General features: G+C 23.1%; 8 protein-coding genes and 1 CRISPR repeat array (1 of these 9 only partly in view). Of the genes, 7 read left to right on the forward strand and 1 reads right to left on the reverse strand.

Annotated features, from left to right (window positions below; genetic code table 25):
- Positions 1-201 precede the first annotated feature (201 nt).
- From VAMP_RS05580 to ftsH, 6 genes are all read left to right on the forward strand, one after another.
- Positions 202-2,067, forward strand: coding sequence for a hypothetical protein (locus VAMP_RS05580; RefSeq protein ID WP_213349955.1), 1,866 nt, complete (start codon positions 202-204; stop codon positions 2,065-2,067).
- A 31-nt stretch (positions 2,068-2,098) separates the two neighbouring features.
- Positions 2,099-4,936 (forward strand): hypothetical protein, encoded by a 2,838-nt coding sequence (locus tag VAMP_RS05585; RefSeq protein ID WP_213349956.1) that lies wholly within the window; start codon positions 2,099-2,101, stop codon positions 4,934-4,936.
- A 73-nt stretch (positions 4,937-5,009) separates the two neighbouring features.
- Positions 5,010-6,014 carry an RnfABCDGE type electron transport complex subunit D gene (locus VAMP_RS05590; RefSeq protein WP_213349957.1) on the forward strand — a complete coding sequence of 335 codons (1,005 nt, stop codon included), beginning with the start codon at positions 5,010-5,012 and terminating at the stop codon, positions 6,012-6,014.
- A 299-nt stretch (positions 6,015-6,313) separates the two neighbouring features.
- The gene (locus tag VAMP_RS05595; RefSeq protein WP_213349958.1) at positions 6,314-6,493 is read left to right on the forward strand and encodes a DDE-type integrase/transposase/recombinase; all 180 of its coding nucleotides are present in this window, start codon (positions 6,314-6,316) and stop codon (positions 6,491-6,493) included.
- A 427-nt stretch (positions 6,494-6,920) separates the two neighbouring features.
- Positions 6,921-7,478: a hypothetical protein gene (locus VAMP_RS05600; protein WP_213349959.1), complete on the forward strand. Its 558-nt coding sequence runs from the start codon at positions 6,921-6,923 to the stop codon at positions 7,476-7,478.
- Between the two features lie 151 nt (positions 7,479-7,629).
- Positions 7,630-9,723 (forward strand): ATP-dependent zinc metalloprotease FtsH, encoded by a 2,094-nt coding sequence (gene ftsH / locus VAMP_RS07235; RefSeq protein WP_213349960.1) that lies wholly within the window; start codon positions 7,630-7,632, stop codon positions 9,721-9,723.
- Positions 9,724-9,878: 155 nt separating this feature from the next.
- Here the strand turns inward: ftsH and truD are convergent, their stop codons facing one another.
- Positions 9,879-10,847 (reverse strand): tRNA pseudouridine(13) synthase TruD, encoded by a 969-nt coding sequence (truD, locus tag VAMP_RS05610; RefSeq protein ID WP_213349961.1) that lies wholly within the window; start codon positions 10,845-10,847, stop codon positions 9,879-9,881.
- A 531-nt stretch (positions 10,848-11,378) separates the two neighbouring features.
- Between truD and VAMP_RS05615 the strand changes: the two genes are divergently transcribed.
- On the forward strand, positions 11,379-15,524 hold the full coding sequence (locus VAMP_RS05615) for a PKD domain-containing protein (protein WP_213349962.1): 4,146 nt from the start codon (positions 11,379-11,381) through the stop codon (positions 15,522-15,524).
- Between the two features lie 280 nt (positions 15,525-15,804).
- Positions 15,805-16,305: direct repeats of the CRISPR family, unit length 35 nt; unit sequence GTAGACTAAAAGCTCGAAACTACGAGCATCGAAAC (it continues 358 nt past the right edge of the window).

The raw sequence follows: 16,305 nt of genomic DNA on the forward strand, positions 1-16,305 counted from the left end.
AGTAAAGTTTACTTTAAAATAGATAATATACATATAAATAAAGTAGAACAAATAAATGAGCTTCAAGAAAAAATATTTAAATTATTTAAAATAAAATTATAAAATTTGTGTAGTACACAAATTTTATAATTTTATTTTCTCGCAAATCCTTGTCTAAATCAAGGATTTAGAAATTTTGTTCTACAAAGATGAGATTAAATTATGAAAAATATATTATTTATATTTTTGTTTGTTGTATCATTTTTGTATCCAATAAATATATATGCTAGTAGTGAAGATAGTCAGTCTTTATGTCTAAAAATATTATCAGAACAAGAAGGTATTCCAAATTTATCTAATGTTAATATTTGAGGTAAAATACACAATATTGTAAATTACGATCAAGAATTAGTTTTAGGTAGAGATGAAAATTGAGAATTAAATTGAGAAACAGATAAATATCCTTGATTTATACAAGGAGCAGTAGTTAATAACTCAAGATCTACACGACCAGATAGTTGAACTGATATGGATTGAAAGTTTTTTTGGTGAAAAAGAAATAATATATGAACAGTAATGGCAAGTGATTATTGGGTGTTCTCAAATTTTGTTAATTTATGAAGTAATACATGATTTGAGTTTCCTTTGATTTCTACTAGACCTTGAGAAATTAGGGATTTGGAAGATCAATGAGATGATTGGGGTATTATGTCTGATGAAATAGTTTGGACTCAATTTATACTTAAAGATTGAAATTTAGATTTATTGAATTGTTGATATATGGAGACATCTCCAGCATTCTGAAAAACAGAGTGAGATCTTAATCAAACTAATTATTTAGCAAACAGATTAGGTGAAGCATCTTTTGAGTGGATAAATTCAGGAATAAATAAAGGTTGAAAAAAATTTAATGTTGCAAAAGTTTGAGTAAATTGACTTGATTTTGATGAAGATGATTTGCTTAGACAGGATGTTGTTGCGGTGTTTTATGATAATTGATCTGATTATTTTAATCAATATTCTACTTTTCAATTTCAAATAGATGCGATGACTAATGCTGATCTTTCAATGGAATGAATGCTGGATACTATGGAGAAATATAGAGATCTTTTGAGGGAAAAAACTTGTTATAAGCTTGTTCATGATGCTTCTACATTGCCTGATTTTTGTGGTTGAAGTTTTAAAGATAAGGTTGCTTATATAAATAATTCTGATTCTTTGTTTACTGATATTATTGATTTTTTAGTTCCTAGTGTTCATGCTCAGTTAACTATACCTGATGATGTTTCTGAGGAATTGCAGTCTCATCAAGATTCTGCATCTATTACTATGATGTGATTAGAATATGATTATTATAAAATGATAACTAATTTAGAAAATGAAAATTTAAAAAATTATTTTTTAAATGTTATAAATCCTAATTCGAAAGCAATTATTCAACATAGATTAGATAAATGAGAAAATGTATCTTATAATGATGAGGTATTTTTAAATTCAGATTTTTCTACTGAAGAAATTAGGGAGAATATTGTTTATGTTTTGGATAATTATCATAGTAAATGAGAAATTAATACTGAAGAAATTCAATATTTAGATCCTAGTTTTTGAGATTTTGTTATACCATACCCAGATGTAAGACATCGTGATAAAGTTGTTCCTGGTAGTTTTTATGAAAATCAAATTAATGCATTTAAAAGAAAATATAAAGATGAATATGAAGAATTAATGGCTAAAAAAAATGAATTAGAATCTGAATTCTTGGATAGTATATCTGATCTTAATATGGAAAGAGAGCTTTTAAGGTCTAAATCTGATTTGTCTAATGAAGAATTGCAAAAATTGCAAGAATTAGAAGATGAGATTTTAGATAGAAGAATGGAGTTTAATGCATCTATTGATGAATTTGAAAGTGAAAGAATCTCAGAATTTATGTCTGATTCTTCATTAGTTTCTGATACTCAATCAAGAGTTCTTTCTGAAGAATGATCAGTCTCAAAAAAAAGTAATAATACATATATATTTATGATAATACTTTTTTTTGCATCTATTGTGTTAATTATATGAGCATTTAGAATGCTTAAAAAATAATTTAAATATTTAAAATATAAAAAAAAATAAAATGAAAAAAAATATCTTTTTTGTTATATTGTTGTTTTTAATGTTTGGTTCTTTATCGTTTTCTGCAAATGAGAAATATCTTGTAATACCATCAAATGAATTTAATGATTCAAATTTAATTAATTATTTATCAGATCCTTCTAGTCATGGTTTTACTGATACACCTAGTAAAGATTTTGATTTAGATTTAAAAGATGGTAAATATTATGTTTTAGTTATACAGGAGTGAAAAATAAATCCACTAGTAAATCTTGGAGAAGTGACTCAAAATGAAACTGATTTATGAGCACCTATGTGATTTTCTACTACTCCTGAATATAGTAATTATTTATGTAGTAACTTTAAAAATTGAGATTATATTGATATAAATGATTCTACATTTTCAGATGATTTAGGTCTTTCTATATCTAAACCTGATGATGGTTATTGAGATCTTTATGATAGAATTATGATTATTTGAAATTGATATCCATGAACTTGTAATTATTTTCCATGATATGATGGATCATCTCAATCTCAAGAATATAGAGCTATTTATTATAAGTCTTATTGGTATGATAGTACTGCTCCTAATCTTGATGATATGTATGTGGTTGATAAATCTTGAAAAAAATATGATGATTTTGAAGAAGCTAATTGAGAATGGTTTAATGGTATACCAGTTAAATTTAAAGCTCCTTGTAATGATAAAAATGCGAATGCTAAACCAACTTCATCTGATGTTTCTGATTGTTCTGTCTCGCCTGTAGAAGTTAATATTAATTCTTCTACAAATGATATACATACAGTTACTATAACAGATATGATGGATAATACTGCTAATAATCAAAAAATGCTTATGTCAAATTGAAAATCTCCTAATATTTGAATAGATATGATTGATCCTATACTTACTCATTGGAATAATGATGCAGAAAATGTTATTTATTTTAGTTGAAGTAATTCTCAAGGAAAAAATATAGATTTATCAAATTCTAATACTGTAAGTATTTTGGCAGATAAATATAAATTAAAATTTAAACTAGCTGATAGAGGAAATGAATGAGAAGTATCTTGAATTAAAAAATATGGTTTAAAGGTAAAAAGTTATGATAATGATAAAATATGTTATTTTGTAAAAGATTTTGATAAGTATAATCCCGATATAGATCTTACAAAATGAGATCAATATATAGATATTGAATTAGATTGTGATATTACTGAATCAAATAAATATCATAATAATGGTTCATATGAAATATCTCTTATATTGGAAGATTGGGCTGGTAATATAAGACATTATAATAAAAATATAGATGTATTTCCAAACATTAATTTAGCAGATACTTCATTGGTAGATGTTTCTCCTGATAGGAATAAAATGTTTGCAAATAATGTGGATCGTTATGAGTATAAATTAAAAATAGAAGATATTTATTGAAACCCATTATATAATAGAAATATTAAGAATATTGATAATCCAGATGGTATTAATAATAAAATATTTGTTGATATGGTAGATGAAAAGTGATGAAATGCAATGTCTTTTCATTATGATAGTGATTTAAAAACAAATAGAGATTGAGAATTTATTTTTGAAGTATCATCAGTAACTCCGTGAGTTTTTGATGAGAAATTTAAATTTGAGATTCCAAATTGGGATAATAATTATAATCAAGATTTATCATCATATAGAGAAGAAGAAGTTAATGGTATAGATAGTTTATGAGAAGAGCATACAAACTCATTTTTGAAATTATTTTATTGAGAGTTCTATTTTACAGATCAAGATTTTAATGAAATTGATATGCAAATATGAGAAGAGAATAGACTTGTTGTATCTATTAAAACTTGATCTAACTTAAATATTGATTATAAAATGGAAGGATTTTTGTCAGAAACTATACCAACTGATACTGTTAATTATGTTCTTACATGATCTGAAAATGAAAACTTATGATCTTCAAGACCAAAAAAAATATATTTTGATACAACAATGAATTATATATGACATTGAATTTTATGAACTTGAAATATAAAAACATCACCACATATTTTATATAAAATTTGATGAGAAGATATTAAATATCATTTATGATCTAGTACAACAGCAGATGATAATACTATGTATCTAAAAGATATAAAACTAATGTGAGTTAAAATAATATGAATGATGCAATGACAATGAAGACAATCTGTATATTGAATAGATCCTAATGCAACGAATGTATCAACTTCTGATGTTAGAAACATATTTAGAAAGAGAGCATCACTTATTATTAGATGACTTTCTAGTTGAGAAAAATCTTGAACAATACATTATAAAGAATGAGATTTAGACATCAGTGATTTGAGTTATGATAAAAATGACACATTAGTTATTAAAAATGGTAATTTAATAATAGACCAAAATGTAGATAAAAATTTATGAATAATGTTGATAAGGGATGATTTATCAGATAGAACAATGTCTAATGTATATGTAAAGCCTAATGTTACTTATATAAAAGCAGCAATATTTGCAGAATGATGATTTGTAAGTGCAGATGTTAATTGAGATCCTTTTGATAAAAATGATATTGTTAGGACAAATTCATTATCAGATCAATTAGTGTTGGAATGAAGTATTTTTACATGGAATACTATAGGTTGAGCATTATTATCTGATGAATGAAATTATGTATTACCTTATGGTAATAGAACTGATGATGTAGATGAAGCTATCACATATGACTTGAATTATATAAGAAGAGGTAATTGAATTTTAAATGGAGATAAAAATGAATGATATGATGATCCATTTATAATTAAATTCAATCCAAGTATATTAAACAATCCTCCTACTGGTTTTGGATCTTAATACTCAAAAAATTCTTGAATAAAATGAATTATTCAAGAATTTTTTGAGTATTTTATTATTAAATATATATAATATGACCTTTTTTTTACCATTTAAATTTATTTATTCTTTGATTAAAAAAAATATTCAATTTAATCAAACACTTACATTATCTATGATATTATTATTGTGAATCAATATTTACAATTTAAATATATCTTTTTTTCAAGTTTTTGTAGTTTTTTCTACAGTTATAACTACTGATTTTTTGATAAATTGGTACAAAACTTGAAAAATTTTTTTTCCGTATTCTTGACTTAATTCATGATTTTGAATATCTTTTTTTCTTAGAGCTACTGATACTATATTATTCTTTTGGGCTTGAATAATAGCTATATTAGTAAAACATTTTTTTACTACTGCTTTATTTAATGATAATAAACCTAGACATTTTTTTAATCCTTCAAATTTTGCTGTTTTTATAACATTAATTTTATTTCCAGCTTTTACTTGGATAAATCCATTACAATGGTGAAATTATGTTGATTCTATTTACTATTATATTATATTATTGGTAATAATTATATTAGGTATTAGAATGCAATTTAAATGTAAATCAATAATTTGAGAAAGTACTCTACCAGTTATTATATCTTTCTTTTTATCTAGCATTATAATGTTTTTTTTCTTTGCTCAAGAATCTTATAATTCTGCTTTAAGTTTTTTTACTTGATCATTTTTTACATTTATATTTTTTATGATAACTGATCCTAAAACTGTTCCTGAAAATTTCATTAATAAAATTTTATTTTGAATTTGAATTACATTCTTCTTTTATATATTACAATATTTTATTAATGAAAATTATTCTATACTTTGATGATTATTTTTTATGACTATTTTATTACCTTTTATATGGTTTTATGAATCAAAGGATAAAAAGTGAAAATATTTAAATAAATTTAAAATTACTTTTTCTAATAAAATTTTATTTTATTTTTTAATTATATTATTTTTAATAATAATTTTTTTTTCTTATTATAATTGAATACCTGATTTAGTCTTTGATAATAGATGTTTAGAATTATTCTGTTCTTAAAATATTAATATATAACTATTAATGGTATATGATACAATTTTAAATAAAAAATATTCTATTTTAAATAAACTTTAATCAATTTAATTATTTTTTATCTATTTCGAGTTCTGTTTTTCAATATCTAAACTCACACTCCTTTAAATGTTTCTTAAAATTACAACCTTAATCCCATTAAATTTATTTAATATTCTCTTTGTAAAACTTTAAAAATTTTCTATTTAATTTATATGTATTCATAATTATATGTAATATAGAATAGAGTTATTTACAAAAAAAGATATAATAGATAAAATTTTTATTTGTGTAAAATAATAAAATATGAATATACATATAATGGTAAAGAATATAAGTGAACACCAGATCATGAACTTATGAAATATTGTCTTGAAGCCTGAATAAAGAAAAAATACACAAAAGTAAAAAGACCACAAACAAACGGTAAAGCTGAAAGAGTAATAAAAACATTAATGGATATGTAACATAGTAAATCAAGAGAAAACAAAAAAAGGTCTTTAAAAAGATTTATAAATCGATATAATTGTGTCAAACTTTATAAATGAATTGATAATAAAACTTCCTACAAGGTTATTGAACAGTTCTATTACTTAATAACTTTTTTTAACAACACTACCTTTTCTTGCAAAAAATTTCCAAATGAAATTATAATTTATCTTTTTAGAGTAAAATTATATTGAAAAAAAAAAAATAATATATATAAATCAGTTTATAATTTAAGAAAATTTTTAATGTTTGATATAATATATAATTTAATATATTTAAATTGTCAATATTTTTTTTAAAATTTTAAATTAAAAACAATTTAAATATTTTATTGTTATTTGACATTTGATTTTAAAACTATATATATGTAGGACTACATTATTTTATAATAAATAAAAAATTAATATGAACAAAAATGAAAAATCTTTGAATACATTGGATACATTATTGGCAAATATAGAAACAGAATTAAGGAGAGTTAGATTTATTTTAAATAATATTAAGGAAGGTAAATTTGATGATACAGATGTGTGTACAGAAGATGTAAATGAAATAGCTAGTAAATTAATGAATTATAGTGAATGAGAAAATATAAAAGTAGTGGAATGAGTCTATGATTGATACTTTATGGTAGGTTCTGATAATAAAAAATATCCTGTGCCTATGAATTATAGTAGTAAAACGAAATTAGTTCCGTGAGATATTATGAAGCTTAGAGTTATGGCAGATGGTAAATTATTGTATAAACTTATTTGACAAGCAAATAGAAATTATATTAAAGCTGTTTTGAGTAAATCTGAAGAGGAAAAATATATATGAGTGACAGACGATTGAAAAATATATGACTTAAATCAAGCAGCTGTTACATTTTTTAAATGAAAAGCAGGTGATGAATTAAGTATTATAGTAAATCCTGAAAGTGGAATAAAAATAGCTGCTATAGAAGCAATAATATCTAATTAATTTGATTTTTAAAATTTTTTATAAATGATTTTGCTATATTAAAAAATATTTTTTGAATTGATTAAATTTTAAAGATATTTTCTTGTTGATTTTGTATATGTTTTTGATATAAATGTTGTCTGTGTATTTTAGTAGTAAATTAATAAATTAAATGCAAAAAAATAAAAGTAATATTAGTAAATGAAAAATATTTATTATTACGAGTTTGATATTATTTGTTATAGTTATTACAGTAAGTAATATTTGAAATGATAATATTAAAAGATTACCTGATTGAACTAATGAAATTGTAAAAATTAAAAAAACTGTAGATACTAATTTAAATAAATTTATAAGTATTTATAATGAATGAAAATTTACTGAAGTTAGTCTTGTTAATTCAAAAGAACTTATAGGTTTAATAAAATTAGATGAAGAAGAAATTATAAAAAATACATTGTTTTGAACTACTGCAAAACAAGTTTCTTATGATAAATTTAAAACTAATAAACCTACAGAAACAACTTTAGAAGAATTATGATTCGATTTAGATTGAGAAACTGAAATTAATGTAAAATATCAAGAAGATTCTTTTTTTCAAAGAGTTTTTTTGGAAACAATGCTTCCATTATTTCTTGTTCTTATATTAATTATTTTTTTCTTTAAATTATTCTGACCAAAATGATGATGATTTCCATTTGGTGCAAATGCTGGTAAATTGCATTCAAAAGATAGTTTGAAAGCTAAATTTAAAGATGTTGCATGAATGGAAGAATCAAAAAATGAATTGGAAGAAATAGTAGAATATTTAAAAAATCCAGTTAAATATAATAAAGTCGGAGCAAAAATTCCAAGATGAGTTTTATTATACTGACCTCCTTGAAGTGGTAAAACATTGATAGCAAGAGCAGTTGCATGAGAAGCTAATGTTCCTTTCTTTACTGCTTCTGGTAGTGAATTTATGGAAATGTTGGTTGGTATGTGAGCGGCTAAAGTAAGAGATTTATTTAAAAAAGCAAAAGAAGCAACTCCATCTATAATATTTATAGATGAAATTGATACTATTGGTAAGAAAAGATGACAAGGTTCTACTTGATGACATCAAGAACAAGAGCAAACTCTTAATCAAATATTGACAGAGATGGATGGTTTTGATAAAGATACTAATGTTATAGTTATAGCTGCGACTAATAGACCAGATATACTTGATAGTGCACTTTTGAGACCAGGTAGATTTGATAGAAAAGTTTATATATGAACTCCTACTGTAGAAGAAAGAATAGAAATTTTGAAAATACATACAAAAAATAAAAAACTTGCAAAAGATGTTGATATTGATAGTTTATCTAGAAGAACAAGTTGATTTGTATGAGCTGATTTGGAAAATTTGGCAAATGAAGCTGCATTAAAAGTTGCAAAAGATGATAGACAAGTTCTTACAAATGAAGATTTTGAGTATGCATTAGAGAAAATAGTAATGTGACCTGAGAAAAAAATAAAAACATTGAAAGATAAAGAAAGAAAAATAATTACATATCATGAATTATGACATGCTATTACTGCTTATCATTTGGAAAATGCAGATCCAGTTGAAAAAATTAGTATAGTAAGTAGGTGAATGGCATTATGAGTTACTTGGATGATGCCAAAAGAAGATTCTTATTTAAATAGTAAAGCTAAATTTTCTGATGAAATTGTTAGTTTATTGTGATGAAGGGCATCTGAAGAAATAGTTTTTGGTAAAGATGAAATAACTACAGGTGCTAGTAATGATTTTGAAAAAGTTACAAATATTTCAACACAAATGATTACTAAATATTGAATGGATGAAGAGATCTGAACTATATCTTATAGTTTCAAAGAAAATAAAGAATATCAAATGTTTAAACCTTATAGCGATATAACTTCTCAACAAATAGATAAAAAAATACAAAATATTGTAAAAAATGCTTATGAAAAAGCTATTAAAATCCTTAATGAAAATAGGAAATTAATGGACATTTTGGCAGAAGTTTTACTGGAAAAAGAATATCTTACAAAAGAAGAATTTGAAGAAATTATGAAAAATCCTAAAAAAGCAAATAAAATTTTGAAAGAATTCAAAATTATAAAAGAAAAAAAAACAAATTTAGAAAAAAAAGATATAATAGAAGTTCAAGATGATGAAAAATTGAAAAAAAATGATAAAAATGATAAAAAAGAAAATAATGATAAAAAAACTCAAAAAGAAAAAATGAAAGATATGTTAGACAAATTTTTATCATAGTATTTTATATATCTATTACTTGTAATTATACAAAAATATGTTTTTATGTAATTACAAGTAATAAAATAAAAAATGTATTATAATTACTTTTTGGAAAGTAATAGTAATACATTTTTTTATAATTAAAAATATTTAATATTTGTATATATAAATTATTATTTCAATAAGTTATAAACTAATTTTTCAAAATGATTATACATACTTGAAGCATAAACTCATGATTCAAGAAAAAATTTCATATTTATATCTCAATTATCATTAATTTCATATGTTAAGTTTTGTGGAATACATATAAGTTTTCTTCTGAATCCAAATACTCAATATTCTCAAAATTTTTGTAAGTCATTTATAGTTAATCAAGCATCTTTAAGAATCTGAATTTCTAAAGATAAAGCCTTATCAGTAGCAAATTTCATATCAAATCAATAAACAGGTCAAGTACAGATATTATCTATAATAATATCTCAATCTATTTTATTATTAAGAATTCTTCTATGTTCTCTCAATTTTAAATAACAATTAAATAAATAACTTGAGAAACTTTGTATTTTTATTTTTTTTTCTCTTTTGGACATAAATTTAGTTTTTACTTCAGATTTAATTATTCATTTACCTATAAATCATTTTAAATTTCATTTTCAAAATCTTTGAACTCAATAATAATTTGGAAATCAATTATTTTTTAGAATTTCAAAAGCTTTTTGTATAGCATTTTTAAGTTTATCAAGTTCTATTTTTTTATTTTTATATAAATTAATTTCAAAATTATTTCATAAATTTTGTCAAATTTTTAATGGTTTATCATTATATTCTATTTTAATTATTTTACAAAATTTATTCAATCATTTTCTGATACATTTTTCTTTATCTTTATATTTTATATCTTTTTTATGAATACTAAACCATTGATAAGTAATTCAATCTTTATCTTTAAGTCATGCAATACCTATATTTTTTTTATCAACTCAAATATTTGATCAAATAAAATCTATTATTTCAAATGTTGTTTTTCATCTTTTTTTAATCAAAATATATATAAATTCTCATTTTCAAGTTAATTTATCATTTATAACTTCTTTTACAATAAAATCGTTTTTTGTCCTTTTAAAATCAAAAATATTCATTTTCAAAAATTTAATATAAAATTTAATTATTTTTGATAATAACTAAAATATAAATAATTTCAAGCAATTATTTTAAACTTTGTAGCAACAATATTAAATTATCGTTACCATTATCTTGTTGAGTCTTAATAATGACAAAAATACAAAAAATAAACAAAATTAAGACACATTAATGAAATTGAGTTAGGTAAAAATACATTGAAAATAAATATTAAAAATAATATAACTCATATTTGTAGAATAAAATTTCTAAATCCTTGATTTAGACAAGGATTTGCGAGAGAATAAAAATAGATTTATGTACTACACAAATTTTATAATTTTATTTTTAATATTTTAAATATTTTTTTTGAAACTCATTTATTTGTTCTACTTTATTTATATGTATATTATCATTTACTTTATATTCTATAATTGAGTTTATTATAGATTTTTCTTTACAAAATAAAATTATATTTTGCAATTTTTAAAAAAATTTTTATAATAATGAGCAAGTATTTTAGTTTAAAATTATTAAATAAAAAAATTGAAATGAGTAAAAAAATTATATTATTTTTTTTATTGTTATTTTATTGACAATTATCGTATGCAAATTTACCAAGTTCTTACTATCCAAATTATGAAACAGCAGAAAATATTGAAAGTATTACAGAAAATTTTAGTAAACTAGAAGCCTATAAATCTACAAATGAAGATGTTCCTATAGAAATTTTTTCTACTTTATCAAAAGATTTTGATGAAGTTTTTCCGTATTTCCCTCAAACTCCAAATAATAGAGTTGTTTTTGAACAATGTAAAATAACAACAAATTCATTAACCTCTTGATATAGTTATGATAAATTTTTGACATTTAGAACTAGATGTTTCCAAGAATTAAATGATATTATGAAAGATGTAAATAATAATTATACAATGATTGCAAATATTAATGCAAATCCTAAATCTTGATCAGCACCATTAAGTGTTACTTTTGATGCTAGATCTTCAATAGATCCTTCAAATGATACTATTCCAGATAGTAATTATTATTGGTATTATAAAAATACTTCTTGAAATGAAGTTATAATTTGACAATGACCAGTAATTAATCATACTTTCAATAGAGAATGAAACTATATTATTCATTTAACTACCAAAAGTGTTAATCGTTTATCAGAATGAATTTTTGATTGATCAGCAACAACTTCAATAAATGTTTCACCAAAATCTGCTGTTTTATCAGCTTATATAAATTGACAAAAATTAGATGAATTAAGTAATGCAAAAATATGAGTTCAAGAAGGAAATTCATGAGTAATAATTGATTGATCTTGAACATATCCTACTTGATGAAGAACTATAGAAAAAACAACTTGGGAAATTACTTGACCAAATTGATTTAATGAAACTCGTTGAAATAGATGAAGTCCTTCAAATTTTCGTATATCTTTACCAGATAAATGAGAATATACAATAAGATTGGAAATACAAGATAATGAAAATAATTTAATTTACGAAGAATATCCTTTGATTGTATCTGATCCAGTAGCAAGAATTGTAGCAAATCCAAAACAATGAGATAGTTCAACAAATTTTAGTTTTGATGCATCTACTTCATACTCAATAGAATCAAGAATAAAAAATTATAAATGGACAATATTTGATCCAAATTGAAATCAAATAGATAGTTTTGAATCAAAAAGTTTTGATAGACAATTTGAAAAACCTTGAAACTATAATATAAGATTAATAGCTATAGACCAAAATTGAAATCAAAATAGTGAAACATACAAGCTAAATGTAAAATCAACTAAACCTATACCACAATTTACTATTAATCCTATAAGAAACTGGGATAAACCATCTCAATTTTTGTTTGATGCAAGTTCTTCATATGATATAGATGAAATAAATTGACATACTGATATTGAATATGAATGGAGTTTTACTAATAGAGGAAATGTAACAAAAGAAAGATCATTTGAATGATGAAAAAGAATATTAATATCTTTTGAAGATAAATGAGAATATGATGTTACTCTTACTGTAAAAGATTGATATTGAGAATCTAATTCTATAAAAAAAACAATAAATGTAGAATCTGCACTTAGACCTAGCATAATAGCAAATCCTTTTGCAACTCAAATATGAGAGACAGTAAATTTCTCTTCTGATTCAAATAAAACTATAAGTTATTATGAATGGGATTTTGGTAATTGAAAAATATTAGAAAATCAATCTAATACTATTTCTAATATTTATAATAGAACTTGAATATATAATGTAGCTTTAAAAGTTGCAACACCTTCTTGAGAAACAAATACTGTAAGAAGAGATGTATTTGTTGGTCAAAGATGATATCCAGTATGAGCCTATCAAGTTAATTCAAAAAATGCTATTTTAACACAAGATTGAGTATGTGAAGTTGAAGAAGATTGAGAAATTGTAAAAAAACCTGCTTTTGAAATAAAAAGATATCAAGATATAACTATAAATACAAAAGATTCTATAAATGCATCTTGAAGAAGTGATAATTTAAAAATAGATTTTAGACCAAAAAATGATCAAACTTATCAAAAAAATAATTTTGAATATAAATTTTCTGAAGTTTGATGTTCTTATATAGATTTAAGAGTAGAAGATAGAACAATAAATAAAATTGATAACAAAAGAATTTGGTTTAATGTAAAAAATGCTTTGCCGGAATTAGATAATATTACAATGACTTTCCCACAATATTGAAATGAAGTATGAGTATGATTTGGACAACAACAAGTACAAGCTAATATTTTTGAAAAAAAATTTGATCCTTTGATAGTAAGAGTCTCTGCTAAAGGAGCTGAAGATCCAGATGGTCAAATATCTTATTTTATTCGATATTATTATGATATTAATAACCCTAGAAGAATATTACAAGTTAAAACTTCCCCAGCTAATGTTCATAGTAGTGTGTTTTCTATACCTAGAATGCCTGGTGAATTTGTATTTGGTGTAAGAATAATAGATAATAATGGTTCAGAAATTGATAGTGAAGATGTTATTTGAAAATGACCTTCAGTATTTTTCCCTCCATCTACTGAAAATCCTGATATACCAGAAGTTTGACTTAGTGTTTCTTCTGATACTGTTTTAGTTTGAGAAGAAACAAGATTTGAAGTTAATGCAAGAATACTTGGTAATAGAGATGATTTTGAAGCAAATAGAACAATAAGATATGATTTTGATTGAGATTGAATTTATGATCTTACTACCAAAAGTGATTCTGTAAAACATGTTTACAAAAAACCATGAGAATATAATCCAAGAGTTAAAGTGTCATATAGATGATATGCATGAGTTGATAATTTGGAAAGATTTGAAGTTTTGGAATGACTTACTTCATCTTTTGCTTATGATGTTGCTTGAAAAGATGTTATTTTAAAAGATGCTAGTTTATGAAATATTGAATCAATAGAATTTTGTATGGATTTAATAGAATGTAGAAAATGAAATAAGGATTATATTTTGGAAAATCAAGAAGTTTTTCATTTTAAATATGAAGAATCTGGTAAAAAATATATAAGTCTAAATACAACGGATAAATATTGAAATAAAGATGAAATGAGAAATACTATTGATATAAAAGAAGAAGAAAATGATATTTATTTATTATCTATACCAAATGCTGAATCATCTTGAGACAAATACAATATTGATGTAGGTAGTAGTCTTAATAATACTGTTGATTTTTTTGTAAAAGGTAAAAATTTAAATAATTGTTATATAGATTTTGATGTTAGTCATGATTCCAACTTGGATTGACAACCTGATAATGACAAAGATTTGGAATGTTGAAAACTTTGATCAAAAACATATATTCCAAAAGCTGATAACAGTATAGCCAGATTATATTATGAAAATAGTCAATGAAAAGTATCAAAAGATATTATAATTAATTTTTTGGATTTCAATATAGATTTACCACAAGATGTGATTGAAATGTATAATCAATTAAATTGATTAATTTCTTCTTTATCATCTGCTGATCAAGATATAGCCTATCTTAGATCATTATTAATTAATTTGAGAGATAATATTGTTGCTTGAGATTGAGTTGATTGATTAGTTTTACAAATATATGATTGGTTTGAACAATGAGTAATTATTGATCAAGATAAAGAAGATGAAATTCTTGAAATTATGGATAGCCTTATGAATGAATGAATTCAAGCTGCTATTGGAGGTAATGATTATGAAATAGCAAAATGAAATATTATATTATTTACACCAAATAAAAGAAAACCTGAAGTTCAAGAAATATTTAAAAATATAGAATCTCTTGATTGAGATTTGGAACAAGTAAAATCATTTTTACAAGAAATTCTTGATATATTCTCTCAAGAATTGGAAAAATGAACAATAGATAATAATGATTATAACATAGTTCAATCAGATATATGTTTAATATTGGAATATTATGATATAAAATCAACAGCTTGTTGACATGAAGAAGAATGAGTAGAAACAATAGAAGATTCTGAATGATGAATTCTTGGTACATTATTTTCTGTTATGATATATGTTTTATGATGAATAGTTTGATTATTTATCATATTAGTAATAATTTTTGCTATAAAAGCAAAATGACAATCTTGAAAATATAGAGATTGAGAAGATGAGGAAATTGAAGAAGATTATGAAGAAGAAGACAATGATTAATATAATAAAAACTAAATAAAATTATATTAATTTTTATTTTAAATAAATTTAAATAAAAAAACTTGCAAAATGAAAATAAATTATTATACTAATAAATAGTTTATTGTAGTAAATTTTAAGATGAGAAATAGTAAAAATATATGAAAATTTTCTCGGTACAGTTTAGAACTAGTGTTTCGTGCTATTAAAGATAGATTTTGAGAGAAAAAACAAAAAATTAAAAATTTTCTCGGAAACCTATCTCAGATAGTAGTTCTAAACTGGTCTTAAAATTGTATCGGTAGACTAAAAGCTCGAAACTACGAGCATCGAAACAACCTCCTCCTTTTCAAACCCAAAATTATTAATAATTTCAAGTAGACTAAAAGCTCGAAACTACGAGCATCGAAACTCACTGTCTCAATCTGAAACAGCAAAATATAAGTCTTCCAGTAGACTAAAAGCTCGAAACTACGAGCATCGAAACTCATCAAGCTTTATTTCACTTACTTCAACACCTAAGTAGACTAAAAGCTCGAAACTACGAGCATCGAAACTCATTTTTTTTATTCATTACAATTTAAAATGTATAAAGGTAGACTAAAAGCTCGAAACTACGAGCATCGAAACTAACCTCCTCTCCGGAGATTATAAACCCTTTTATGCTTATTTCGTAGACTAAAAGCTCGAAACTACGAGCATCGAAACATTTATGATAATCATGTTTGTTTATTTATTAAGTAGACTAAAAGCTCGAAACTACGAGCATCGAAACTTTATTCCTATTATCATATTTGTTTAA

The organism is Candidatus Vampirococcus lugosii, assembly GCF_018420025.1.
In the GTDB taxonomy this organism is placed as follows: domain Bacteria; phylum Patescibacteriota; class Gracilibacteria; order Absconditabacterales; family Absconditicoccaceae; genus Vampirococcus; species Vampirococcus lugosii.